The following is a 25057-nucleotide window of genomic DNA, read 5'->3' on the forward strand; positions in this document are numbered from 1 at the left end:
GAAAGTATAGATGCCAATATCAGAGGTTTTTGTGTCAGCGTGGGATCTAAAAGGCCGCTGCAGGTTGCAGCGGCCAGTTTCAGATTTGTATTAAGGTGTTCTGATACTTATCCAGCATCAGCGCCAGCCGTTTCACCGGCTCGGTGACGTTATCAGGCGCAGCATAGTGCTGCAGCTTCTCCTGATACACATCCAGCTCCTTGAGCAGCCGCTCGAAGTAATAGCGCCGCTTATCATCGCTGGTTGCAGAGATGATGCGATCGGCGGTGTAGCGCAGCTGGCGGTGATAGGTCGAGAGATCTGCATTCACCGGCACTTCGGCATTGCGCAGGCGTTGATGGCCGATAATCAGCGTCAGCGCGATACGGTACTTATCGATATCGCCGGGGAACAGGTTGAGCAGCAAAAACAGTTGCTGATACAGCGCCGGCAAGTGGTTTTCACGACGACGCGCCTGATTAGTGGTCAGCGCAGCCACCGCGGCATACATAAAGCGATTCAGCAGTTTACGTCCGGTACGCTCTTTGGATTTATCGCGAATCAGCAGAATCACCATCATCGCTACAAAGCAGCCAATCACCTGGCCCAGCACGTTATCAAGGAATACGTTGAACTCGAACTTCATCGGGTTATCCAGCACCAGCACGTTGATGGTACCAATCAACGCACCCAGCGTACCCAACTGACGACGCTGCACGAAGATGCCGCCGATAAAACCCAGCGCGCCGATGGAGATACACAACAGCAGCGCACTTTGCTGGGTCGCGGGCAGAATAAAGATGAAGTAGAGCGCGCCGAGCGGCACCGCAACCGTCATGCCGTAAAGGAAGTCTTTCGCCATCATCAACGGATTCGGCATACGCATCGCCAGCGCGGTAATTACCGCCAGCATCACCATGCAGCCGCTGCCTGATGTCCAGCCGGTATATAGCCAAAACAGCGATCCCAGCGCGGTGGCGACAAAGGTACGTATACCGTTGATCATCGCGTGATGGGTTTCCGCAGAGCGCGCCTGAATCACTACCTCACGCTGCAGAATGCTCTCTTCCAGCGTGGTGATGCGGCTATTACTTTTAATGCCGTTAATCAGCAGCAGATATTCAGTGGCCGCGCCGACCCAACTCGCCAGCGTCACCGGCACGGTTTTGCTGCTCACGCCAATCAGGCGACGCATCACCTTCATGCGCTTATGCACATCGTTGACGCTGTTGACCTCTTTTTCGATCAGCAAACGATAGTGCGGTGGAATGTATTCCGGACGCGAGTTTTGAATCAGGAAAGTTTCGGCGGCCTGCGTGATCAGCGTCAGCGATAAGGTGTTGAGCATTTGCAGGCGGCGGCTGGAGTTTTTCCAGCGTGAGGATTCCATCATCAGCTGGCCGCGCATGCCGTTGAGTGCCGTGGTGCGACGCACTAACGCGCTCCAGGCTTTATCCACTTCCTCTTTGTCTTCATGCGCGACGCACAGCTGCAGCAATTTGTAGTGCGCCACCAGCAGCGCGTCCACTTCCTGCTCAATCACTTTCTTGATCGAACGCGGCGAGAACAGCATGTCGGCGAGGATGGCACACAGAATACCGATGACGATTTCACTGCAGCGCTCAACCGCGTACTGCGGAGCCAGCGTTAAGCCGCCGCTGGCATCCGCCGTCACCACGATGATCAGCGCGGTGTAACCGGCAAGACCCAACGCATAGGAGTTTTCGACTTTGATCAGCGAAGAGAGCCACACGCACATGCCGGCCCACATACAGCACAGCAGCAGCATCACCACCGGCGCGCGCACCGTGGCAATCATGATGGTGAGCGCGGCGATACAGCCAATAAAAGTACCGATGATGCGCAGAATGCCGCGATAGCGCAGCGCGCCAGAATAGGGATCGCCCCCCGCAGCAAAGGCGGTACCACCGGCCACGATGCCGGCGGTCATTACCGCCCAACGCGGCGTTTCCAGATTGAAGTGAAAGCCAATCATCAACGCCGCAACCAGCGCGAAGGTGAGCTTCACCGGGAAACGCAAAAACTCAATCATATCGCCCTCGCTTAACCAAACTCACGCAGGCGATTGAACAACTGTGCCAGCGGCGAGACTTTGGTTTCGCGATCCTGCGCACCGGTGATCACCACCGTCGCCGTGGTCCCCGCCGGGAAGCGGTTGCCCGGTTGCTCGTCGAGACGAATACGCACCGGCACACGCTGCGCCAGACGCACCCACTCCAGATTCGAGTCGATGGTCGCCATGCCTTTGCTGTCGCTGGTGCTGCTGCTGTTGGTTACGCCCGCCGCGATGCTGTCAACGGTGCCACGCAGTACCGCGTTGCTCCCCAACGGGGTAATTTGTGCGCGGAAGCCCGGACGCACGCCATCCAGCTTGGTCTCTTCCATATAGGCCAGCACATAGAAGGAGTGCTGTTGCACCAACGCCACGGCTACCGAGCCGCGCGTGATGAATTCGCCCTGATAGACATTGAGGTTGGTGACCCAGCCGTCAGATGGCGCTTTGATAGTGGTGCGATCGAGGTCAATCACCGCCAGGTCGCGCGTGGCCACAGACTTCGCCAGCTGGTGCTCGCTGGTTTGCAGATCGTTATTGGATTGCTCAATCGCTTCACGCGACATGGCGCTGGTCCCCAACTGATTGCGGCGACTGGCTTCACGGCGTTTTTCACTCACTAACGCCTGGTAATACTCGACATCCGCCTGGGCTTCGTCCAGCGCTTTTTGGTAGCGCGGACGGTCAACCACAAACAGCGTGTCGCCTTTTTTCACCAGCTGGTTGTCGTGCACCGGCACGTCAGTGATGATGCCGGTGACGTCAGGCGAGATCGCCACCACATCGGCAGAGAATTTGGCATCACGCGTCCACGGTGATTCGGTGTAGAACACCCAGGCGCGGAAGATGATCACGATGGCGATGACAACCAGCAGAAGTGTAATCGCGTATCGCGCGATTTTTCTTATTAGCGCTTTCACTTAAAAAACCTCAGACGAATAAACGGGATACAAGGTAAAACACGCAGCAATACAGCGCAGTGTTAAACAGTGCCGGATGCCAAACCAGATCGTAGATCCCGCTAGGCGTTAGCACGCGTTTCACCAGCCAGAACAGCGCCAGTGAAACCAGTAGTTCAATGAAGATGGGCGGAAAACTCAGCCCGAATACGACAAATACCGGAAGCACACTCATTTCGGATCCTTAGTTCGACCTTGCCGGATTGCACCGATACCTGCCCACGTGCCGTATAGCACGTTGGGTTTACGATCAGGGGATGACGGATAAACTGATGGCAACATTCAGGCCGCGTTGAGCTAATCATAGCGTATCATCGGGCTAACACAGCCGTGTTCAGGTGCAGTGAAGAGACCCAGCGCGCGTATAGTAACGCGCTTGACTATACGTTTTCTACATATTGTGAGCTAAATCACTTTTTAGCCAGAGTAAACAATGGATCGACTTAAAAGCATGTCCATTTTCGCCAAAGTGGTTGAATTGGGTTCATTTACCGCCGCGGCGCGCCAGCTACAGCTTAGCGTTTCGTCTATCAGCCAGATTGTCGCCAAACTGGAAGATGAGTTACAGGTTAAATTGCTTAATCGCAGCACCCGCAGCATTGGCCTGACTGAAGCCGGAAAGATCTATTTTCAGGGCTGTCGCCGCATGCTGGCGGAAGCGTCGCAGGTACACGAGCAGCTGTACGCCTTTAACAACACGCCGATCGGTATTCTACGGATCGGCTGCTCATCGACGATGGCGCAGAATGTGTTATCGGCGATGACCAGCGAAATGTTACGCGAATATCCGGGTTTGGGGGTCAATCTGGTGACGGGCATTCCTGCTCCCGATTTGATTGCCAACGGTTTGGATTTGGTGGTGCGCGTGGGCGCGCTGCAGGATTCGAACTTGTTCTCGCGTCGGCTGGGTGCAATGCCGATGGTGGTGTGCGCGGCGAAGAGCTATCTGGCGCAGCATGGCACGCCGGAAAAACCCAGCGAGATCGATAATTTTTCGTGGCTGGAATATAGCGTGCGGCCGGATAACACTTTTGAACTGGTTGCGCCGGAAGGATTGGTTACCCGCCTTACGCCGCAGGGCCGTTTCGTGACCAACGATTCGCAGACGCTGATTCGCTGGCTGAAAGCAGGTTGCGGTATCGCCTATGTGCCGTTGATGTGGGTGATTGATGAGATCAATGCGGGGGAGATCGATATTCTGTTCCCGCAATATCACTCGGAGCCGCGCCCGGTCTATGCGCTCTATACCGAGAAAGACAAGCTGCCGCTGAAAGTGCAGGTGTGCATTGATTATCTGACCGAGTATTTCAGGCAGGTAGCGCAGCAGTATCAGCAGCATCGGAAAGGTTGAGGGCAGATGTTCAGGTCGCCATACATGGCGACCTGACAACGTTAGGCGGTACCACCTACGGTGATTTTATCCAGCTTCAGCGTTGGCTGACCCACGCCAACCGGTACGCTTTGTCCCTCTTTACCGCATACGCCGACGCCTTTATCCAGCGCCAGATCGTTGCCGACCATCGAGATCTGCTGCATCGCTTCGATGCCGGAGCCAATCAGCGTGGCGCCTTTTACGGGCGTCGTTACTTTGCCGTTCTCGATCAGATAAGCTTCTGAGGTGGAGAACACGAACTTGCCGGACGTAATATCAACCTGGCCGCCGCCGAAGTTTGGCGCGTAAATGCCGTACTCCACGCTTTCGATGATATCTTGCGGCGTCGATTTGCCCGCCAGCATGTAAGTGTTGGTCATGCGCGGCATTGGCAGGTGCGCGTAAGATTCACGGCGACCATTGCCAGTTGGGTTGACGCCCATCAGGCGCGCATTCAGCTTGTCCTGCATGTAGCCTTTCAGCACGCCATTTTCGATCAGCATGTTGTACTGGCCCGGCACGCCTTCATCATCGACCGCCAGCGAACCGCGCAGACCTTCAATGGTGCCATCGTCAACCACGGTACACAGCTCTGAAGCCACCAGCTGGCCCATTTTGCCGCTGAATACCGATGTCGCACGACGGTTGAAGTCACCTTCCAGACCGTGTCCAACTGCTTCGTGCAGCAGCACACCCGGCCAACCTGCGCCCAGCACCACCGGCAACATGCCAGCGGGTGCCGCCACGGCGGAGAGATTGACCAGCGCCATGCGCACCGCTTCGCGCGCCCAGACATCGGCACGCACATCACCGCTCTCATCAGCGAGGAAGAATTCATAACCGGTACGCGCGCCGCCGCCGCTTGAGCCACGTTCGCGTTTACCCTGATCTTCCACGTGCACGCTGATGGAAAGACGCACCAGCGGACGAATATCTGCGGCCAGCGTGCCGTCAGTTGCGGCGACCAGCACTTGTTCGTAAACGCCACTCAGGCTGGCATTCACTTCCTGCACACGTGGATCGGCAGCACGCGCCACTTTATCAACACGGTGCAGCAGGGCAATTTTGTCTTCGCGCGTCAGGCTATCCAGCGGATTAACGGGCGCATACAACGAACGGTTCAGCACCGCCGATAAGGTATGCGCTTTGCCGTTGCCTTGTTCACGCACGATGCTGCGCGCCGCTTCAGACGACTGACGCAGTGCATTCAGGGAAATCTGGTCAGCGTAGGCGAAACCGGTTTTCTCGCCGCTCACGGCGCGGACGCCCACGCCCTGATCGATATGGTAAGAACCATCTTTGATAATTTTGTCTTCCAGCACCCAGGATTCGTGGAAACTGGACTGGAAATAGAGATCGGCATAATCCAGACGACGTTCTGAAAGCTGCCCTAACAGGGAATAAAGGTCCTGCTGATTAATGCTGTTCGCAGTTAGCAACTGCTCACTTACCAGATTCAGAGTCATCGTTTCTCACTCATTATGTGCTCGGATAGTCATAGCCTGCGGCAATTACCCGACGGCGTCAAATTCACTTCTTCTCGTCTTCGCGCGGTTCGCGCAGTACTTCATTGATTTCCGGCTTATCCAGCGGTCCGCTGATGTGGTAGCGCAACAGTGAAATCTTATTCCACAGCGGTCCCAGCACTTTGCTGGCGGCGAAGACCGCAGCACCGACCACCGGATTGATGACGAATGCAGTGGCAACGCCGACCGACGCGGAGATTTCCGGGGCGACCACCGCTTCCATGTCGATCTGACGCTTCACCAAATCGATGTTGCCCTTCATGGCGATATCCGCTTCCAGGCCATCCACCAGCAGGTTATCGGTACGCATCACACCGTTTTCAATCCACGCGGTGCCGTTGATCGAATCGAAATAGAAACCGTCACTAAAGGTGTCGCTGAAATCGAAGCGCATCTTGCGTAGCAAGGCATCAAAGCTAAACAGACGCAGCAACTGCCCGGCGCGGCCGGTGTTCACATCGGCGATCTGGCCTTTACCAAAGTGGGTTTTCAGCGTACCGCTTAGCGTCTCTTCCGATGGCTGCCACGGCGCAGAACGCCAGTGCAGATCGTAATCGAGTTTAAACGGTGCATCGCGCAGCGGCGTATTCATGCCAAACCAGTTAGCCGCGTCATTGATGTTGTCGCCGCTCAGGCTGCCCTTCAGCGAAGTGCGCTGATCGCCGGGTTTATTCACCCATTCACCCGTCACGTTCAATTTTGAGCTGCCAGAATCAATCGAGGCGTTAGTAAGTGCTAACGTATCGCCTTGCGGCTGTAGCTTCGCCTGCATATGGCCAAACTTCTGTCCGCGAATCCAGCACTCATCGCAGTTGAGCTGCAACGCTGGCCAGCTGCTGAAGTTGATGTTGCTGCTGTTGCCGCCAAACGGCGATGATTTTCCATCGCTTTTCTCAGCCCATTCAGGATTGTAGTAAAGATAGCTCAGGTTGATCTGCCATGGAGAGCGCTGCGCCGTCTGCAAACTGCCACGTGCTTCACGGCTCTCCAGCTGCAAGTGGGTGTTGCCGGCTGGCCCCTGCGTAACAGTAGCGTTAACGTCGTGCCATTGCTGACCACCAAGCGTCAGCGCCGGTGTGCGCAGAATAAAGTCGCCCGGCAGCGCCGCGCCGCCCACTTCCGGCTCGCCCTGAGCGTTACGCGCACTGCCCGCGCCAGCCATCATCCCCATCCAGGCTTCGCCGTTTAGCGGCGGGAGATTCAGCTCCATGCCGCGCTTTTCCGGCAGCTTCGGTGTGCTTTTCGCATCATTCAGCCAGATCCCGCGATCAACGCGCAGCTGCGGCTCCAGAATCCAGCGGCTATTGAAACGATGGCGCTCGCGCACGCTGCCGCTCAAGGTAAAGCCTTTCAGATCACCATCCGCGTTGATGGTAATCGGCATCGCTTCACCAGCCGCTTTATCCAGCGGTGCTGGTAAGTGACTGCTTACTGCTTTGCCCTCGCCTTGCAGTGCCACTTTGTAGGTTGCGCCGCCTTTATGCGGCAGCGTGATATCCACATTGCCCTGCCACGGTAAAGAACCGTCTAACTGACGCGTGATGGCATCCGGCAGCACCTTGAGTTTACCTGGCTGCCAATCGCCCAGCAGTTTGACGTTCACGCCAAAATCGTTGGGATTCTCTTTCGTGCTGAAACTCACGCCGGTTGGCTGCCCGAACCAGTTGGCCTGCAGCTCTTCACTCTCCAGATTGCCGTTGTTGTAACGGAAGCGGCCGGTGAGATTGTTTAGCGTGGTATTTAACGGCTTGATATGCAGGCTGTTGTTGTTCAGCACCACATTGCCGCTGGCGTGCACCTGCTCGCCATCCAGTGGAATATCAAGATTCAACGTGCCGCGCACATTGCCGCCAATCTGTAGCTCCTGCAGCGCCGCGCCGAGCGTCGGTTTCAGCGGTGTTTGCTCGAAATAGTCAGCGATTTTTTTGCCTTCGCCGCTGATATCGCCATCGATGATCAACTTCTCTTTCAGGTAATCCGGGATCACCGCGCTGACGTTGCGCGTATCAACCTCGCCGAGCCTGGTTTTATCGGCTTTCATCCACAAACCGTTGTTGAGGAAGTCGAGATTGATGTCGAGGTTTTCCAGCGCAGGCCAGCCGGGCTGGAACTGGAAGGTGGCATTGCGCAGCGGAACCCAAACCTCAAACATGCCGTCATTGTGTTTGAACGGAAACAGCGAGGGATCGCCAGCAAACAGCAGCGTGGCGTTATCCACCTGCCCGCCTTTAATCGCGTCACTGAGATAGTGAGTAAGATCGTGACCCATCAGCTGCTGCGGGAAATAACGCCACGCATCGCCAGCATCGGTAACGCGAATTCCGGCGAGAATATCGAGGCGCGGCGCGCTACCCAAATTCTGTTGGTAGCGGAAATCGCCGCGTGCCCACAGCGAACGGGCCTGCACATCCAGCTGATGTCCATCCAGCGTTAAGCCGTTAGCATCGCGCAGCCAGTTGAGCTGGCCAGTGATCTGTTTAATCTGCAGCGGAGCCTGGAACATATCGCCGTACGGTACTTCCGCCTGGCCCATCGCCACATCCAGCAAGCCGTTGTTTAAGCTGCCGCTGGCGCTCCCGCTGAGATTGCTGATACCCGGCAGTAATTCCCACTGTTGCCAGGCGAGATCGCGCCATTTCACCTGCAAACGCGTTTGCTCAGGCTGCTGCAGCGGAATATCCAGCGCCAGCGCATCAATGTGGCCGCGCGGCTGCAGCGCACGCCAGTTATCCAGCAAGGTTGGAGAAAGCGGTGCAAACAGCGGAACGATGGGCGCGAGACGTTCTAAATCCAGCTGTGTGGCACGCACGCGCATCTCCGACGCACTGTTGGCGCCGAGCATCTGCTTATCTTCTGGCTTCCACAGCAGGGAAAAATGTCCTGGCGCCCATGCGATGCCATCCGTTCTCAAGCGGGTTTGCGGTACCGAAAGGCTCCAGCCATTCTGGTAGCGCGACAAGTGCGCGGTTAAGCCATCAACCTCTAATTGATGATCGCCCTGCTCGCCGCGCCAGCGCGCGCCACCTTTGCTCAACAGCAAATCACCAGCGTAGAGATCGCCATCACGCAAATTTGCCCACGCGGCCAGACTGAAGCGCGCGCTCTCAAGGCTGGTGTTATCACGCAGCCACGGACCAATCCACGGTCGCACATCAACATCATCGGCCTGCATCCAGATGCGGCCATCGCTGAGTAAACCGTTGCTGTCGTTGAGATCAAGTCGCACCTGCACCACGCCATGCTGGCCGGTAAAACTGGAGAGGCTCACTTCGCCCTCGGCGCGGTGACGGGTATTTTCGTTCAGCCAGGTAAGGCGCGGAATCGCCAGTTCAGCATGCTGGCCGGACGGCGTCAGAAAACGGATGCTGCTGTCGCGCAGATCGAAGTGGTCGAACTGACGCAAAAACAGATCGTTGATTTGCGCCGGTTTGAAGCTGTTCTTCTGTTCGTCACTGGTGAACAGCGGATGATTGGTTTCGAGATGCAGCTGCCAGAAGGTGAGATCGCGGAATTGCCAGCGCCAGTGCAGCAGCGATTGCCACACATTGAGCGCCAGATTGACGCGGCCGATGGTCAGTTGCCCATCTTCCTGCATCGCGACGTTGAGATTGCGCATCTGCAGCGTCGGGCCAAAATTCTCCCATTTGCCCTGCAGTTCGCTGGCCGTCACCGTGACGCCGCTGACGCGTGAGATCGTCTGCAGAATATCGCTGCGATAACTGTTGAGGTGCGGCATCACGAGGCGCAACCCGCTGACCAGCAGCGCCACAATTACGATGATTGCGGCGAGCAGCAGTAACAAAATCCTCGGCAACCGCCTCACACACCTCTCCTTGCTGTCCGTTGGCTTGCGGAACTCAACCTCAAAATCACATCATGACGACATCAAACTGCTCTTGGGTATAGAGCGGTTCAACATGAACTTTGACCTGTTTACCGACGAAGATCTCCACTTCCGCCAGCGCGTGTGACTCTTCGCCCTTCAGCGCGTCGCCCACCGCCGGGGAAACGTACACCAGGAAACGGTCGGAATCGTAGGCGTGATGCACGCGCACAATTTCACGCATGATCTCATAGCAGACGGTTTCCACCGTTTTCAAAGTGCCGCGCCCTTTACACACCGGGCAATCGGCGCACAGCACATGTTCAATACTTTCACGCGTGCGTTTACGCGTCATCTCCACCAAACCGAGCGCCGAGAAACCATTGATGCCGGTTTTCACCCGATCTTTGCTCAGCGCGCTCTCCAGCGAATGCAGTACGCGGCGGCGATGCTCGTCGTTACTCATGTCGATGAAATCGATAATGATGATGCCGCCGAGGTTGCGCAGTCGCAGCTGACGCGCGATCGCTTGCGTCGCTTCAATGTTGGTGTTGAAGATGGTCTCGTCGAGATTGCGGTGTCCGACAAACGCGCCGGTGTTGATATCCACCGTGGTCATGGCTTCGGTTTGATCGATAATCAGATAGCCGCCGGATTTTAGCTCGACCTTACGCTCCAGCGAACGCTGGATTTCGTTCTCAACGTCGAACAGATCAAAAATCGGCTGTTTGCCGCTGTAAAGCTCCAGCTTGCTGGCCATTTCCGGAATATATTCGCTGGTAAATTCCACCAGCAAATCACAGGTCAAACGTGAGTCCACGCGAATGCGATCCAGCGCGGCACCGGCGAAATCACGCAGCACGCGCTGCGCTAATGCCAGTTCACCGTAGAGCAGGCAGCGCGTCTGATTACGCTTTTTACGCTCGCTGACTTTGGTCCACAAACGTTTCAGGAAAGCGGCATCCTGCGACAACTCTTCCGAACCAATGCCTTCCGCAGCGGTACGAATAATAAAGCCGCCGAGATCGTCACAGTGCGCAGCAACCACCGTTTTCAGTCGTTCGCGCTCGGCTTCGCTCTCAATACGCTGCGAGACGCCGACGTGTGACGCGCCAGGCATAAACACCAGATAGCGCGAGGGCAAAGTAATGTCGGTGGTGAGGCGCGCGCCTTTAGTGCCCAGCGGATCTTTCACCACCTGCACCATCAGATCCTGGCCGGGACGCACCAGCTCGCCAATGTCGCGCACCACAAAATTTTTCTTCTCATCACCCGCCACGCATTCGGTGTGCGGCATGATGTCGGAAGCGTGCAGAAAGGCGGCTTTTTCCATGCCGATATCGACAAAGGCCGCCTGCATACCAGGTAAGACGCGACTGACGCGTCCTTTATAGATGTTGCCCACGATGCCACGTCGTGCTTCACGCTCAATGTGGATTTCCTGCAGAATGCCGCCATCAATGTAGGCAACACGGGTTTCCGAAGGTGTCACATTTACCAGCAGTTCAGCCGTCATCTTGTCCCCTTAACGCCCGCAGTGACTGAAAATGACTCAGCAGCTCACCGGTCTCAACCAGCGGTAATCCCACTACGGCGTGATAACTTCCATTAATCTTGCGGACAAAATTGCCGCCAAGGCCCTGAATTCCGTACGCGCCGGCTTTATCCATCGGCTCGCCACTGGCGATATAGTGCGAAATTTCCTCCGCCGTCATCGTGCGGAAGGTCACGTCCGTGGTCACCAGACAATCCAGCTCACGCTGCGTATCGGCCAGCGCCACCGCGGTCATCACCTGATGAGTTTGTCCCGACAGCTTGCTCAGCATCGCGGCGGCGTGCGCGGCATCCTGCGGTTTTTCCAGTACTTCACCGTTCAGCACCACGATGGTATCAGCACCCAGCACCGGCAGATCCTGCGGTGCCACCGCGACGCCCGCGCGCGCCTTATCCGACGCCAGACGACGCACGTAAGCGTCAGCCGCTTCTTCAGGCTGACGCTGCTCTTCTACGTGGGTAATAAGGCGTTCAAATTGCAGACCAAGCTGCGTTAACAGCTCACGTCGACGCGGTGAACCGGATGCGAGGTACAGGCTTATCATAGTATTCCTTACTGAACAGCGAATTGACGGCGAATCTTTCTCATCAATAAGAATAGCCAGGGCCACAGGACGCCGTCGACCACGCTACTCCAGAAGATTTCCGGACGGAAAGAAACGTTGATCACCAGGAATTCTGCCCAGAAAACAATCACATCCACCGCAAGGGACAGCACCATAACCATTAATGCCTGCTGCCACAACGCTAAGTTTCGGAATAACTGAAATTTAAAGGCCACCAGATACGCGATGATGCTAAAGGCTAATGCGCGCACGCCCAGCGTTGAACCCGCCACCAGATCCATAATGGCACCAAGACAAAAACCGGTACCAACATTCACCCGATGCGGCAGCGCCAGCACCCAATAAATGAGGATCAGCAATAGCCATGATGGCCGGAACATATAGATCTGTTCCGGCCACGGCATGATTTGCAGGATGAGGGCAATCAGAAAGGACAGCCAGATAACCCATCGGCCCTGGCTGCGATATCGACTCAAGGCTGGCCTCCGCGTGTGTTCGCAGAATTCCCTTGCGAACGACTGCTGTTAGCGGGTTGCGGTGGCCCCATTTGCTGCGAAGACTGCAAAGTATCAGGTGCCGGTGGGCCCATTTCGCCTGCTGGCGGCAGGACCTGCGGCATCATCTGCATTAAACGTTCGTTGGCCACGCGGTGCACTTCGTCCGGTGCCATCGGTGCGACGCCGTTGCGATCCGCGCCCCACAGCAGCAGCAGATAGCGCAAACGCTGCAAGCCAGCGGCTGGACGCGCCTGAATCACCGTGTAAGCGCGCTGCGTATCGACTTTCACCGAAGAGACCACGCCAACCGGATAACCTTCCGGGAAGCGGCCGCCCAGGCCAGACGTGACTAACACATCGCCCACGCGAATATCGGTGTTGCCCGGTAGATGCTCCAGCTGCAGATCTTCGCTGCAGCCATTACCGGCGGCTATAACACGAATATCATTACGCAGCACCTGAATCGGCAACGCATGCGACGCGTCGCAAATCAGCAGTACGCGACTGGTCACCTGACCGACCGCGACCACCTGACCGACTACCCCTTTATCACTGATCACCGGCTGGCCTTCGTAAACGCCGTTTACGCTGCCTTTGTCGATAACCACCTGATCGGTATAAGGATCGGTGCCGGTGGAGATCACCTGCGTTACCATCTTGTGCTCATCCTGGCGCAGCGGCGAGCCAAGCAGTTCGCGCAGACGCGCGTTTTCCTGCTTATATTGCCCCAGCATCAGCAAGTCACTGTTTTTCAGGAAGAGCTCACGGCGCAGTGCTTTATTTTCCAGTTCCAATTGCTGACGTGACGCCAGGGTTTCGGAAACGCCATCAAGAAGTTGTCTTGGCCCGTTGGCCAAAAAATAAAATGGACTGACCGATGTGTCCAGGTAGTTGCGGATCTGGGAAAAGGAGCTCACGCGGCTATCGGCGATAATAATCGCGATAGCCACAATGACTGCCAGAAAGAGGCGCAACTGCAGAGAAGGTCCCCTGCTAAAAATCGGCTTCATAAATTCTGCGTGTTCCTCGACATCAGGGAAGAAGCGTTAGCCTAAATCACCAACGCCTCAGGGCTGGACGCATTTCGCCTTCGTGCGTTGCAGCAGCAGCGTCAGCATAGGCGCTATTCCCTGCGCAATTTGACCAGGGCCTCAGCCGTTGAGGAATTACTCCTCGCTGAACAAATCGCCGCCATGCATGTCGATCATTTCCAACGCTTTACCACCGCCGCGTGCTACGCAGGTCAGCGGATCTTCTGCCACGACCACCGGAATACCGGTCTCTTCCATCAGCAGGCGATCGAGGTTACGCAGCAATGCGCCACCACCGGTCAGCACCATACCGCGCTCGGAGATGTCAGAAGCCAGCTCTGGCGGGCACTGTTCCAGTGCAACCATCACCGCGCTCACGATGCCGGTCAGCGGTTCCTGCAGCGCTTCAAGAATCTCGTTCGAGTTCAGGGTAAAGCCACGTGGCACACCTTCTGCCAGGTTACGGCCGCGAACTTCAATCTCGTGTACTTCATCGCCCGGATAAGCAGAACCGATACCATGCTTGATACGCTCTGCAGTCGCTTCACCAATCAGTGAACCGTAGTTGCGGCGAACATAATTAATGATAGCTTCATCGAAGCGGTCACCACCAATACGCACAGAAGAGGAGTAAACCACGCCGTTCAGCGAGATCACTGCTACTTCAGTGGTACCACCACCGATATCCACCACCATAGAACCGGTTGCTTCAGAAACCGGCAGACCTGCACCAATCGCCGCAGCCATTGGCTCTTCAATCAGGAACACTTCGCGTGCGCCTGCACCCTGTGCAGATTCACGGATGGCGCGACGCTCAACCTGGGTCGCACCCACCGGTACGCAGACCAGCACACGCGGGCTTGGACGCATAAAGCTATTGCTATGCACTTGCTTAATGAAGTGCTGCAGCATTTTTTCGGTAACGAAGAAGTCGGCGATCACGCCATCTTTCATAGGACGGATAGCAGCGATGTTGCCCGGCGTACGGCCCAGCATCTGCTTAGCGTCATGACCGACAGCCGCTACGCTCTTTGGGGAGCCGGCACGATCCTGACGAATGGCAACCACAGAAGGCTCGTTTAACACGATGCCTTGTCCTTTCACGTAAATCAGGGTATTCGCGGTACCCAGGTCAATGGACAAGTCATTGGAAAACATGCCACGAAATTTTTTAAACATACTAAGGGATAATCCTGCAAGCTGGGGGCGGAAAATAAAATCCGCCTACTTTACCAACCACGCGAAGCCGCTACAAGGCGCAAAAACGTTCGGCTTCGGTGAAAAAATACGCTGAATACTTTTTTGGCCTGATCGTAGGGTCTTTTGCCGCAGTTAAATGGCGTTAACTCGCCGTTTTAACCTAAATTGCCCCGGCGCTAGCCGGCGAATTTCGACATAAAATCTAACATTTCCAGCCGCCAGCATCGCGCGCTCCGGCACTAATAAGCGATAAAAACAGCCATCAGCCTGCACTTCGCGCGCTGAAGGTCTAAATTCGATAACGTTGCGAGTGTTTCTTTACATTACTGTTGACCGGCAACGAAGGCGCAAAGAAATCGCCCTGCCCGCCCGAAACACCTAATCCCGACAGCGTTTGCCACTCCGCGCGTGTTCGCACACCCGCGGCGAAAACTTGAGTTGGCGATGACTTACACACTTCCAGCAAGCTCTGCACAAACAGCTGGTTCTCGGTGCGTCGTTCAATATTGCGTACCAAACCCGGCGCAAGTTTAATCACTTCTATCGGGAATTGTTTGATATAAGCGCTGCTCACCACCGTCAAACCAGCCTGATCCACCGCAATGCGACAGCCAAATGCGGTTAACATGTGAAAAACCGGCACTAAACGGCTGATGTGTTGACAAACGTCGGCCTCAGCAAGTTCAAATAAAAAACGTTTTCTTTGCGATTTGCTGCACTGTAGCAGCAGTTTTTGCAGCCAGCGCTGAAAAGGCCGCTGCAACAGCGAATCAATATTCACGGGAAGTGCCAGAGTTTCGTCCGGCCACACTTCCGAAAGCGCCGCGATGCGCGTCACCAGTTGACGATCCCAGCTGTCAGTCATACCCAGCTGCAATACCAGCGGCATAAACTCAGCCGACACCACTTCTTTGTCGCCATCAAACACACGCGTCAGTAATTCACGATGATGGACTTTTCCATCCAGCAACACCGCCGGCTTTTGGTACAGTCGCGGACCACCACGATTGAGCGTGTTCTCCAGCAAGGTCCGCCAGCGCACACTGCCGCGCCCCATATCCAGCGTATTGCCTTCGCCAACCGACCAGCTATTACCGCCCTGCAATGCCGCACGCCGCGTAGCCATCTCCACATTTTCCATCACCTGCGACACGCTCTGACCGCTGCGCCACGCGCTGATGCCGATGTGGATCAAATCATCACGATCGACCATGCGCATCGGCGGCAGTGAATCGACGGCATTAATCAGTTGATCGGCAATGCTATTGGCTTCTTTTAAAGTGCGATGCGGCAGCAAGACGGCGAAGTCACTGCGGAAATATCGCGCCAGCAGCGCGCCCGGATAGCGCAGCACAAAGGTCGACAGCATATTAATCAAATCAAACAGATACTCTTCCACCAGAGTTGGGCCGAGGGTTTCGTGCAGCATATCGAGGTCCGGCAGACGCACCATCATCACCACGCCGTGCGTGCCGACATCTTCCTGATCTTCCAGCAACGTCGCCAATTGGTTATCAAAGAACAACCGATTGTTCAGGCCGGTACGCGGATCTTGCGCCGCAAAGGTGCGAATTAAGGTATCGATGCGTAAACGCTGCTCGCCCGCTTCCTGCAAATCGCCCAGAAGCGCATCGATGGCGCGACTGGCTTTCGGCGGCCATTCCGCCGCATGGTCACCCTGCGAATGACGTTCACCGGTCAGAATGCGATCGGCGCGCGCTTCTAACTGTTCCATATCCTGCCAGCGCCGCTTGAGCCAACGGTTGGTCATGACCAGCAGCACGCACATGATGGCGACGACCGTAAACAGGACCACCAGCGTATAAGTGCCGGTAAAGGAGCGAAACAGCGTTTTGGCCGGATCCAGCACCACCACGCGCAGTTCGAGGCCCGGCGAATGCGTCAGGGGCAAATCGAACTGCACAAAGCGATTAGGCTCATCTTCTAACATCGGATTTTCATGGCGGGCTAAACTGAACACTAACGTATCGCCGTTCAGCAGTTGCACCTGTTCGGCATTGACCACCGGCATCATGCGCGTCAGCCACTGCGTGATTTCCTGCGGCGATTGTGAAGCCAGTGCTTTATCCACTTCAGTCGCCAGCGTTTGCATCCGCGTTTCTACGCGCTGCTGCGATAGCCAGATAAAACTAAAAGCGCAGCCCACCAGCATCAATATCATCGCCAGTAAACTTAATAAGGTAATAAACGCAGAAAATTTAGTTGTTAATCGCATCCCTGTGCCTGCATCACTGCGGTTATGAACGGTGTTAATCCGTCGGCGCCACGCTTACCCCTGGCGCAAACCTGAGCAAAATAGCACAAATCAAGGTGTGATTCAGCGCCAGACTGGCATCAAAATCGCACATAACACAGCATGATAAGCGCTACGGCGCGAGTATAGCGTTAAACCGTGATGGCCTGACTTTGCTATGGGCTTTTTCGTCCTATTCTCAAAGAGGGCGATGCGCCAGGAAATTTCACATTTTTCCCCGCAAGTTCACGCCCGACACTGAAGTTGAGCATGCTGGTCATAATTTACTATTCACAGGAGAGCGTCATGAACCTGAAGCACTTGCTCACAGAAGCCGACGTCACGCCAGAAAGCGTCTTTAATATGCGCCGCCGTCAGGTGCTGAAAGCGTTGGGATTAGGCGCAGCAGCAGCCAGTTTACCCGGCACCGCGCAAGCCGATGTGCTGAGCTGGTTTAAAGGCAATGATCGCCCGCCCGCGCCCGCTGGCCGTGATTTAGATTTTACTAAACCGGCTGAATGGCAGGCCGATTTGCCGCTCACGCCGTTTGATAAGGTGTCAGGTTATAACAACTTCTATGAATTTGGCCTTGATAAAGCCGATCCTGCTGCCAACGCTGGCACGCTGAAAACCGATCCGTGGAAGCTGCGTATCGAAGGCGAAGTTGCCAAACCGATCACGCTGGATATGGATGACATCTTCAAGCGTTTTGCCATGGAGCAGCGCATCTACCGCATGCGCTGTGTCGAAGCCTGGTCGATGGTGATTCCGTGGGTCGGTTTTGAACTCAACAAGCTGCTCAAACTGGCTGAACCCACCAGCAATGCGCGCTTTGTGGCGTTTGAAACGCTGTACGCACCTGACCAAATGCCGGGTCAGAAAGATCGCTTTATCGGCGGCGGGCTGGATTATCCCTATGTGGAAGGCTTGCGGCTTGATGAAGCGATGCATCCGCTGACGCTGCTGAGTACCGGCGTGTATGGCAAAGCGCTGCCGCCGCAGAATGGCGCACCGATTCGCCTGACGGTGCCGTGGAAATATGGTTTCAAAGGGATTAAATCGATTGTGAAGATTACGCTGACGCACGATCGCCCGCCAACGACCTGGAGCCAGATCGCCGCCAATGAGTATGGTTTCTACGCCAATGTGAACCCGCATGTGAATCATCCGCGCTGGTCGCAGGCAACCGAGCGCTTTATCGGCGCGGGCGGCATTCTGAAGGTTGATCGCCAACCTACGCTGCTGTTCAACGGCTACGCGAAAGAGGTGGCGTCGCTGTATCGCGGCCTGGATTTACGGGAGAACTATTGAGTGCGCCTCTCTTTACGTCACATCACTGCGTTGAAAGTCGTGCTGCATCTGGCGGCTTTTCTGCCGTTTGTGTATCTGTTTATGGCAGCGAGTCAGGGCTGGCTGAGCGCTGATCCGGCCAAAGATATCCAGCATTTTACTGGCAGAATGGCGCTTAAGTTGCTGCTCGCCACGCTGCTGGTTAGCCCGCTGACACGCTACCTGAAACAGCCGCTGCTGATTCGCACTCGCCGCCTGCTCGGCGTGTGGTGTTTCGCCTGGGCCAGTTTGCACCTTACCAGCTACTACCTGCTGGAACTTGGCTACGATCATCTGCGTTTACTCGGCAGCGAGCTGGTTTCGCGTCCTTATTTGTTACTGGGGATGATCAGCTGGATTATTCTCTTCGCCCTCGCCATCACCTCATTCCAGCGCATGCAGCGCAAACTGGGTCGTCGCTGGCAAACGCTGCATAACGGCGTCTATCTGGTGGCGATCCTCGTGCCGATACACTATATCTGGTCAGTGAAAGTGCTCTCCCCTCAGCCGGTGATCTACACCGTGCTGGCCATTGCGCTGTTAGCGTGGCGTTACAATAAGTTGCGTAAACTTCTCCCCAGATAATCCCCGCACGGTTGTGTTCCTCCCGCGAGATCTGTTAAAAAGTGTGGCCTTCGGGCCGCATTCGATCAACTTCGCAGATAAGACCAGTATTTTGCTGCGAATGTCGACGAAACGGATATAATGCCCGGCTTTATTGCAAGCGAAGTCTGGTTTTTCATCCGCAAGGGTGACAAACGCAAGATGTCGCGGTATTTTACGCGATGCCTTACTGATTGCAGGAGATAGCAGCAAGATGGCGCACAAATTTCACATACTGCTTTTGAACGGTCCCAACCTGAATTTACTGGGAACGCGCGAGCCTGATAAGTATGGTCACACCACGCTGGCGCAAATCGTCGGCGATCTGACGCAACAGGCCGATCAGCACCATGTGAAATTGAGTCATTTGCAATCGAACGCAGAGTTTCAGTTGATTGACCGTATTCACGAAGCCCGCGGCAACGTGGACTACATCATCATCAATCCTGCTGCGTTCACGCATACCAGCGTTGCACTGCGTGATGCCCTGTTGGCGGTTAGCATTCCTTTTATTGAGGTGCATCTCTCGAACGTGCATGCACGCGAACCGTTCCGACATCACTCCTATCTTTCCGATGTATCTGCCGGCGTCATCTGTGGACTTGGCGCTGATGGATACGCGTGGGCTTTACAAACGGCAGTAAAACGCCTGTCACATTCCAATTAAACAGAGTACGGAACCACACTCATGGATATTCGTAAAATTAAGAAACTGATCGAACTGGTTGAAGAGTCTGGCATCTCCGAGCTGGAAATCTCCGAGGGCGAAGAGTCCGTTCGTATCAGCCGTTCACCTGCAAATGCCGGCTACCCAATGATGCAGCAGGCTTATGCTGCGCCAATGATGCAGCAGCAGCCTGCGTTGTCTACCGCGGTGGCGCCTGCCGCACCGGTTGCAGCAGAAGCCGCTAAACCAGAAATCAGTGGCCACATCGTGCGTTCACCAATGGTCGGCACTTTCTATCGCACGCCAAGCCCAGACGCGAAAGCTTTCGTTGAAGTTGGCCAGAAAGTGAATGCCGGCGACACCCTGTGCATCGTTGAAGCGATGAAAATGATGAACCAGATCGAAGCCGACAAATCCGGCGTTGTGAAGGCGATTCTGGTCGAAAGCGGCCAACCGGTTGAATTTGACGAGCCGCTGGTCATCATCGAATAACGAGGCGAAGCATGCTGGATAAAATTGTCATTGCTAACCGTGGTGAGATCGCGCTGCGCATTCTGCGTGCCTGCAAAGAGCTGGGCATTAAGACTGTTGCCGTGCACTCCACCGCGGACCGTGACCTGAAGCACGTGCTGCTGGCAGACGAAACCGTCTGCATCGGCCCGCCACCTTCAGTCAAAAGCTACCTGAACATCCCGGCACTGATCTCCGCCGCTGAAATTACCGGCGCGGTCGCGATCCACCCGGGTTACGGCTTCCTCTCTGAGAACGCCGATTTCGCCGAGCAGGTTGAGCGTTCAGGCTTTATCTTCATTGGCCCAAAAGCCGACACCATTCGCCTGATGGGCGACAAAGTGTCTGCCATCACCGCCATGAAGAAAGCAGGCGTACCAACAGTGCCAGGTTCTGATGGCTCGCTGACCGACGACATGGAAAAAAACCGTGCCTTCGCTAAGCGCATCGGTTATCCGGTGATCATCAAAGCCTCCGGCGGCGGCGGCGGTCGCGGTATGCGCGTAGTGCGCAGCGACAAGGATCTTGAGCAATCCATCAACATGACAAAAGCGGAAGCCAAAGCGGCTTTCAACAACGACATGGTTTACATGGAGAAGTACCTCGAAAATCCACGCCACATCGAAATTCAGGTGCTGGCCGACGGCCAGGGTAACGCTATCTATCTGGCGGAACGTGACTGCTCAATGCAGCGTCGTCACCAGAAAGTCGTCGAAGAAGCGCCAGCGCCAGGCATCACGCCGGAACTGCGTCGCTACATCGGTGAGCGCTGCTCTAAAGCCTGTATCGATATCGGCTATCGCGGTGCAGGTACCTTCGAGTTCCTGTACGAAAACGGTGAGTTCTACTTCATCGAGATGAACACCCGTATTCAGGTGGAGCATCCGGTGACTGAGATGATCACCGGCGTCGATCTGATCAAAGAGCAGCTGCGTATTGCTGCTGGTCAGCCGCTGTCGATCAAACAGGAAGACGTGGTGATTCGCGGTCATGCGGTTGAATGCCGTATCAACGCCGAAGATCCCAACACCTTCCTGCCAAGCCCAGGCAAGATCACCCGTTTCCACGCGCCGGGCGGCTTTGGTGTACGTTGGGAATCGCATATCTATGCCGGTTACAGCGTGCCACCGTACTACGATTCCATGATTGGTAAGCTGATTACCTACGGTGAAAACCGTGACGTGGCAATCTCGCGCATGAAGAATGCGCTGGCGGAACTGATCATCGACGGCATCAAGACCAACATTGAGCTGCAGATGAAAATCATGTCCGACGAAAACTTCCAGCAGGGTGGCACCAACATCCACTACCTGGAGAAAAAACTCGGCCTGCAAGAGAAGTAATTGCAGCGCAGAGCAAAGCAGAGGCCGGTTAACTCCGGCCTTTTTCATTTTTGTCGCCTTTGAGGTTACATAATGGATTGGCGTTTTTTACAAGCAAACAAAGAGGCGCGCTGGTCACTTTATCTGACGCTGGCCTACCTTGCCGTTTGGGGACTTTCTGCCTGGCTGGGCGGCAATGAGATCGGCTTGTTTGGCTTACCAAGGTGGTTCGAGCTTTCGTGTCTGTTCGCTCCGCTGCTGTTTATTGTGTTGTGCTGGCTGATGGTGCGAGTGCTGTTCCGCGACATGTCGCTGGAGGATAACGATGGACTCTGAAATCATTCTTCCGCTGCTGGCCTATCTGGTGCTGATCGCCGCGCTGTCGGTGTTTGCCATGCGCAAGCAGCGTCAGGGCAACTTCCTGAGCGAATACTTCCTCGGCAGCCGTTCGATGGGCGGTTTTGTGCTGGCCATGACCATCACCACCACATATATCAGCGCCAGCTCGTTCATTGGCGGCCCCGGCGCAGCCTATAAATATGGCCTTGGCTGGGTGCTGCTGGCGATGATTCAGGTGCCTGCCGTCTGGCTTTCGCTTGGCGTGTTAGGCAAGAAATTCGCCATTCTGGCGCGTCGCTACAACGCCGTGACGCTCAACGACATGTTGTATGGCCGCTACGGCAGCACGCTGCTGATTTGGCTCTCCAGCATTAGTTTGTTGGTGGCGTTTATCGGCGCAATGACCGTGCAGTTCATCGGCGGTGCGCGCCTGCTGGAAACAGCGGCCGGCATTCCTTATGACACCGGCCTGCTGATCTTCGGCGGCACCATCGCGCTCTACACCGCTTTCGGTGGCTTCCGCGCCAGCGTGCTGAACGATGCGATGCAAGGTTTGGTAATGCTGATCGGCACCTTCCTGCTGCTATTCGCAGTGATTCACCACGCTGGCGGATTAGCCTCCGCAGTGACCAAACTGCATGATATCGATCCGCAGCTGACCTCACCAGAAGGCGTGGGCAATGTCATCAACCCAACCTTCCTCAGCTCGTTTGCCGTGCTGGTGTGTTTCGGGGTGATTGGTCTGCCCCACACCGCGGTGCGCTGTATTTCGTATAAAGACAGCAAAGCCATGCATCGTGGCATTGTACTCGGCACCATTGTAGTGGTGATCCTGATGCTTGGTATGCATCTGGCCGGCGCGCTGGGGCGCGTAATTTTGCCCGATCTCACCATTCCCGATCGAGTGATTCCTACGCTGATGATTACCGTATTACCGCCCATGGCGGCGGGCGTATTTCTTGCGGCGCCGATGGCGGCCATTATGTCGACCATCAACGCGCAGCTGCTGCAATCCTCCGCTACGCTGATCAAAGATCTCTATTTGCGCATTGCCCCGCAGCACAGTGAAAATGAAGCGCGCCTGCGCATGCTGTCAGGCACCATCACTTTTGTGCTCGGTGTGCTGCTATTGCTGGCAGCGTGGAATCCGCCCGATATGATTATCTGGCTGAATCTGCTGGCATTTGGTGGCCTTGAAGCGGTATTTCTATGGCCGCTGGTGCTGGGTTTGTACTGGGAGCGCGCCAACTCCACCGGTGCGATCAGCGGCATGCTGGTCGGCGCGGGATGCTATACGCTGCTTGCCAGCCTGAATATTGAGTGGTGGGGCTTCCACCCCATCGTTCCGTCATTGACCTTAAGCCTGCTGGCCTTCCTGGTGGGCAATCTGTTTGGCCGCACGCCTGCAACGCATGCCGCGGCACTGGAATAAAGAGAAACGCTATGCCTTGGATTCAAATCAAAATTAACAGCACCGGCGAAAACGCCGAAACCCTGAGCGATGCGCTGATGGAGGTTGGCGCGGTGTCGGTCACTTTCCAGGACACGCACGACAATCCAGTGTACGAGCCGCTGCCGGGCGAAACGCTGCTGTGGGGCGATACCGATGTCATCGGCCTGTTCGACGCTGAAACCGAGATGAGCGATGTGGTGGCCGAGTTAAGCCAGCATCCGCTGCTGGGATCCGCGTTTCGCCATAAGATCGAGCAGATCGAAGACAAGGACTGGGAGCGCGAATGGATGGATAACTTCCACCCGATGCGTTTCGGTGAGCGTCTGTGGATCTGCCCAAGCTGGCGCGATGTGCCGGATCCAAATGCCGTCAATGTGATGCTGGATCCGGGCCTCGCCTTTGGTACCGGCACGCATCCTACCACATCGATGTGTTTGACCTGGCTTGATGGCCTGGATCTGCAGGGCAAAACGGTGATCGACTTTGGCTGTGGCTCCGGCATTCTCGCTATCGCTGCACTGAAATTGGGCGCGGCGCAGGCGATCGGCATTGATATCGATCCGCAGGCGATTCAGGCCAGCCATGATAACGCCGAGCGTAATGGCGTCTCTGAGCGTCTGGCGCTCTATCTGCCCCACCAGCAGCCGGAAAACTTGCAGGCTGACGTGGTGGTCGCCAACATCCTCGCGGGTCCGCTGCGTGAGCTGGCACCGCTGATTAGCGTGCTGCCGAAAGCCAGCGGTCATCTTGGATTGTCCGGCGTGTTAGCGAGCCAGGCTGAAAGCGTGTGTGAAGCCTACGCTGAGCGTTTTGAGCTCGACGCGGTTGCAGAGAAAGAAGAGTGGTGCCGCATCACCGGCGTACGCCGCTAACCTGCCCGCTTGCCAGTCGGGCTAACTGACTGGCAAGCCGTACTATTTTTCTGAGACCCGTCTCAAAGCGCCAGCCCTTCTCATCCGTTGCCGTTTCTTTACATTTCAGTCATTACAATCCTGCTCCAGGCGATAGCGCTATCCCTGCTGGCAATGCCTTTGATGGCATTTCACTTCGATAAATCGCTGAAAGTAATGGATGATGAAAAAGAAACTTTGTTTATTCGCTCTGCTGACAAGCATGGCATCGTATGCGCACGCTCACAGCTCAAACTGGTCTTATGAAGCGCCGGATGAATGGGGCAATCTGCACGCCGATTATCACACCTGTAAAAGCGGTGTGAACCAGTCGCCTGTCGATATCCGCAAGGTGGTGAATGGACAATTGCCGCCGCTAACGTTGAGCTATCAAGCCAAACAAAAATCCATCATCAATAACGGTCACACCATCCAGATCAACGTCAAAGATGGCGATGCGCTGGCGCTGGATGGCGAAGCTTATACGCTGCGTCAGTTCCACTTCCATACGCCGAGCGAAAATCTGATTGATGGCAAACGCTTTCCGCTGGCCGCGCATTTCGTCCATGCCAGCGAAGAGGGACATCTGGCGGTGGTTGGCGTGATGTTTGAAGCCGGGGCGGAAAACCCTGCGCTGGCGGAGATCCTGCGTGAACTGCCACCTGAAGTTAACAAAGAGGCGGCGCTGCAACAGCCACTCAATCTCAGCGCTTTGATTCCGGGTCAAAAGAACTACTATCGCTTTAGCGGTTCGTTGACGACGCCACCTTGTACCGAAGGTGTGCGCTGGTTAGTGATGAAGCAAACTGTTTCGGCATCAACTGAACAGCTTAAAACGTTCGCCAAACTGTTAGGTGAGCACGGCAACAGTCGCCCAGTACAGCCGCTGAATGGTCGCGTGGTTATTGAATAGTTGCCTGATGTCTGAGGTTATATCTGTCACTCCTCCACGACGTAGGTTTTTGGGGAGTGACGCTAACCCTACGTGACTAAGTAGTTCAATTAATAATCATAATGGCGTCATTTCTTTCGCTAATTACCGGAAGAAGCGGTTTTTATGTTGTGATTTCGGTCATGTTTTGAGAAAAATTTTTGTACACAATTTCACC

General features: G+C 55.5%; 21 protein-coding genes. 10 read left to right on the forward strand and 11 right to left on the reverse strand.

Going from position 1 to position 25057, the window contains the following annotated elements:
* Positions 1 to 79 precede the first annotated feature (79 nt).
* From aaeB to aaeX, 3 genes are read right to left on the reverse strand one after another with little or no spacing between them, the layout of a single operon-like run.
* Complete coding sequence (gene aaeB, locus KVT28_RS20025) at positions 80 to 2032, reverse strand: p-hydroxybenzoic acid efflux pump subunit AaeB (protein WP_217549779.1); 1953 nt, start codon at positions 2030 to 2032, stop codon at positions 80 to 82.
* A gap of 11 nt (positions 2033 to 2043) precedes the next feature.
* Entirely contained in the window at positions 2044 to 2973 is a 930-nt protein-coding gene (aaeA, locus tag KVT28_RS20030) for a p-hydroxybenzoic acid efflux pump subunit AaeA (protein ID WP_101762847.1), read from the reverse strand.
* 10 nt (positions 2974 to 2983) lie between these two features.
* On the reverse strand, positions 2984 to 3187 hold the full coding sequence (aaeX, locus tag KVT28_RS20035; RefSeq protein ID WP_021508145.1) for a p-hydroxybenzoic acid efflux pump operon protein AaeX: 204 nt from the start codon (positions 3185 to 3187) through the stop codon (positions 2984 to 2986).
* A gap of 258 nt (positions 3188 to 3445) precedes the next feature.
* On the opposite strand from aaeX, the gene aaeR reads away from it, so the two are divergent.
* The gene (aaeR, locus tag KVT28_RS20040) at positions 3446 to 4363 is read left to right on the forward strand and encodes an HTH-type transcriptional activator AaeR (protein ID WP_101762846.1); all 918 of its coding nucleotides are present in this window, start codon (positions 3446 to 3448) and stop codon (positions 4361 to 4363) included.
* A gap of 41 nt (positions 4364 to 4404) precedes the next feature.
* Here the strand turns inward: aaeR and tldD are convergent, their stop codons facing one another.
* The 8 genes from tldD to csrD all read right to left on the reverse strand — a co-directional run bounded on the left by tldD (position 4405) and on the right by csrD (position 16817).
* A complete protein-coding gene (gene tldD / locus KVT28_RS20045; RefSeq protein ID WP_217549782.1) occupies positions 4405 to 5850 on the reverse strand; it encodes a metalloprotease TldD in 1446 nt (481 codons plus the stop codon).
* 64 nt (positions 5851 to 5914) lie between these two features.
* Positions 5915 to 9733, reverse strand: a complete 3819-nt coding sequence (yhdP, locus tag KVT28_RS20050) for an AsmA2 domain-containing protein YhdP (protein ID WP_217549784.1) — start codon at positions 9731 to 9733, stop codon at positions 5915 to 5917.
* A 46-nt stretch (positions 9734 to 9779) separates the two neighbouring features.
* Complete coding sequence (rng, locus tag KVT28_RS20055; protein WP_101762841.1) at positions 9780 to 11249, reverse strand: ribonuclease G; 1470 nt, start codon at positions 11247 to 11249, stop codon at positions 9780 to 9782.
* Positions 11239 to 11832: a nucleoside triphosphate pyrophosphatase gene (locus KVT28_RS20060; RefSeq protein WP_101762840.1), complete on the reverse strand. Its 594-nt coding sequence runs from the start codon at positions 11830 to 11832 to the stop codon at positions 11239 to 11241. The genes rng and KVT28_RS20060 overlap by 11 nt, the downstream gene beginning before the upstream one ends.
* A gap of 8 nt (positions 11833 to 11840) precedes the next feature.
* Entirely contained in the window at positions 11841 to 12329 is a 489-nt protein-coding gene (gene mreD, locus KVT28_RS20065; protein ID WP_101762839.1) for a rod shape-determining protein MreD, read from the reverse strand.
* Positions 12326 to 13360, reverse strand: a complete 1035-nt coding sequence (gene mreC, locus KVT28_RS20070) for a rod shape-determining protein MreC (protein ID WP_008101989.1) — start codon at positions 13358 to 13360, stop codon at positions 12326 to 12328. The genes mreD and mreC overlap by 4 nt, the downstream gene beginning before the upstream one ends.
* A 156-nt stretch (positions 13361 to 13516) precedes the next feature.
* On the reverse strand, positions 13517 to 14560 hold the full coding sequence (mreB, locus tag KVT28_RS20075) for a rod shape-determining protein MreB (protein WP_007891976.1): 1044 nt from the start codon (positions 14558 to 14560) through the stop codon (positions 13517 to 13519).
* Positions 14561 to 14870: 310 nt separating this feature from the next.
* Complete coding sequence (gene csrD, locus KVT28_RS20080; protein WP_137386621.1) at positions 14871 to 16817, reverse strand: RNase E specificity factor CsrD; 1947 nt, start codon at positions 16815 to 16817, stop codon at positions 14871 to 14873.
* A 324-nt stretch (positions 16818 to 17141) separates the two neighbouring features.
* Here csrD and msrP point away from each other — a divergent pair, with 324 nt between their 5' ends.
* The 9 genes from msrP to KVT28_RS20125 all read left to right on the forward strand — a co-directional run bounded on the left by msrP (position 17142) and on the right by KVT28_RS20125 (position 24861).
* Entirely contained in the window at positions 17142 to 18146 is a 1005-nt protein-coding gene (msrP, locus tag KVT28_RS20085) for a protein-methionine-sulfoxide reductase catalytic subunit MsrP (RefSeq protein WP_101762837.1), read from the forward strand.
* Positions 18147 to 18749 (forward strand): protein-methionine-sulfoxide reductase heme-binding subunit MsrQ, encoded by a 603-nt coding sequence (msrQ, locus tag KVT28_RS20090; protein ID WP_217549786.1) that lies wholly within the window; start codon positions 18147 to 18149, stop codon positions 18747 to 18749.
* 232 nt (positions 18750 to 18981) lie between these two features.
* Positions 18982 to 19434, forward strand: a complete 453-nt coding sequence (gene aroQ / locus KVT28_RS20095; protein WP_101762835.1) for a type II 3-dehydroquinate dehydratase — start codon at positions 18982 to 18984, stop codon at positions 19432 to 19434.
* A gap of 21 nt (positions 19435 to 19455) precedes the next feature.
* Positions 19456 to 19926: an acetyl-CoA carboxylase biotin carboxyl carrier protein gene (gene accB, locus KVT28_RS20100; protein WP_101762834.1), complete on the forward strand. Its 471-nt coding sequence runs from the start codon at positions 19456 to 19458 to the stop codon at positions 19924 to 19926.
* A gap of 11 nt (positions 19927 to 19937) precedes the next feature.
* The gene (gene accC, locus KVT28_RS20105) at positions 19938 to 21287 is read left to right on the forward strand and encodes an acetyl-CoA carboxylase biotin carboxylase subunit (protein ID WP_008101999.1); all 1350 of its coding nucleotides are present in this window, start codon (positions 19938 to 19940) and stop codon (positions 21285 to 21287) included.
* A 72-nt stretch (positions 21288 to 21359) separates the two neighbouring features.
* A complete protein-coding gene (locus KVT28_RS20110; protein ID WP_101762833.1) occupies positions 21360 to 21602 on the forward strand; it encodes a YhdT family protein in 243 nt (80 codons plus the stop codon).
* A complete protein-coding gene (gene panF / locus KVT28_RS20115) occupies positions 21592 to 23037 on the forward strand; it encodes a sodium/pantothenate symporter (protein ID WP_101762832.1) in 1446 nt (481 codons plus the stop codon). The genes KVT28_RS20110 and panF overlap by 11 nt, the downstream gene beginning before the upstream one ends.
* A gap of 11 nt (positions 23038 to 23048) precedes the next feature.
* Positions 23049 to 23930: a 50S ribosomal protein L11 methyltransferase gene (prmA, locus tag KVT28_RS20120; protein ID WP_101762831.1), complete on the forward strand. Its 882-nt coding sequence runs from the start codon at positions 23049 to 23051 to the stop codon at positions 23928 to 23930.
* Positions 23931 to 24171: 241 nt separating this feature from the next.
* Positions 24172 to 24861: a carbonic anhydrase gene (locus tag KVT28_RS20125; protein WP_101762830.1), complete on the forward strand. Its 690-nt coding sequence runs from the start codon at positions 24172 to 24174 to the stop codon at positions 24859 to 24861.
* Positions 24862 to 25057 lie beyond the last annotated feature (196 nt).

The sequence above is a fragment of the Pantoea sp. GbtcB22 genome, assembly GCF_019091025.1.
Classification (GTDB): Bacteria; Pseudomonadota; Gammaproteobacteria; order Enterobacterales; family Enterobacteriaceae; genus Pantoea; species Pantoea leporis.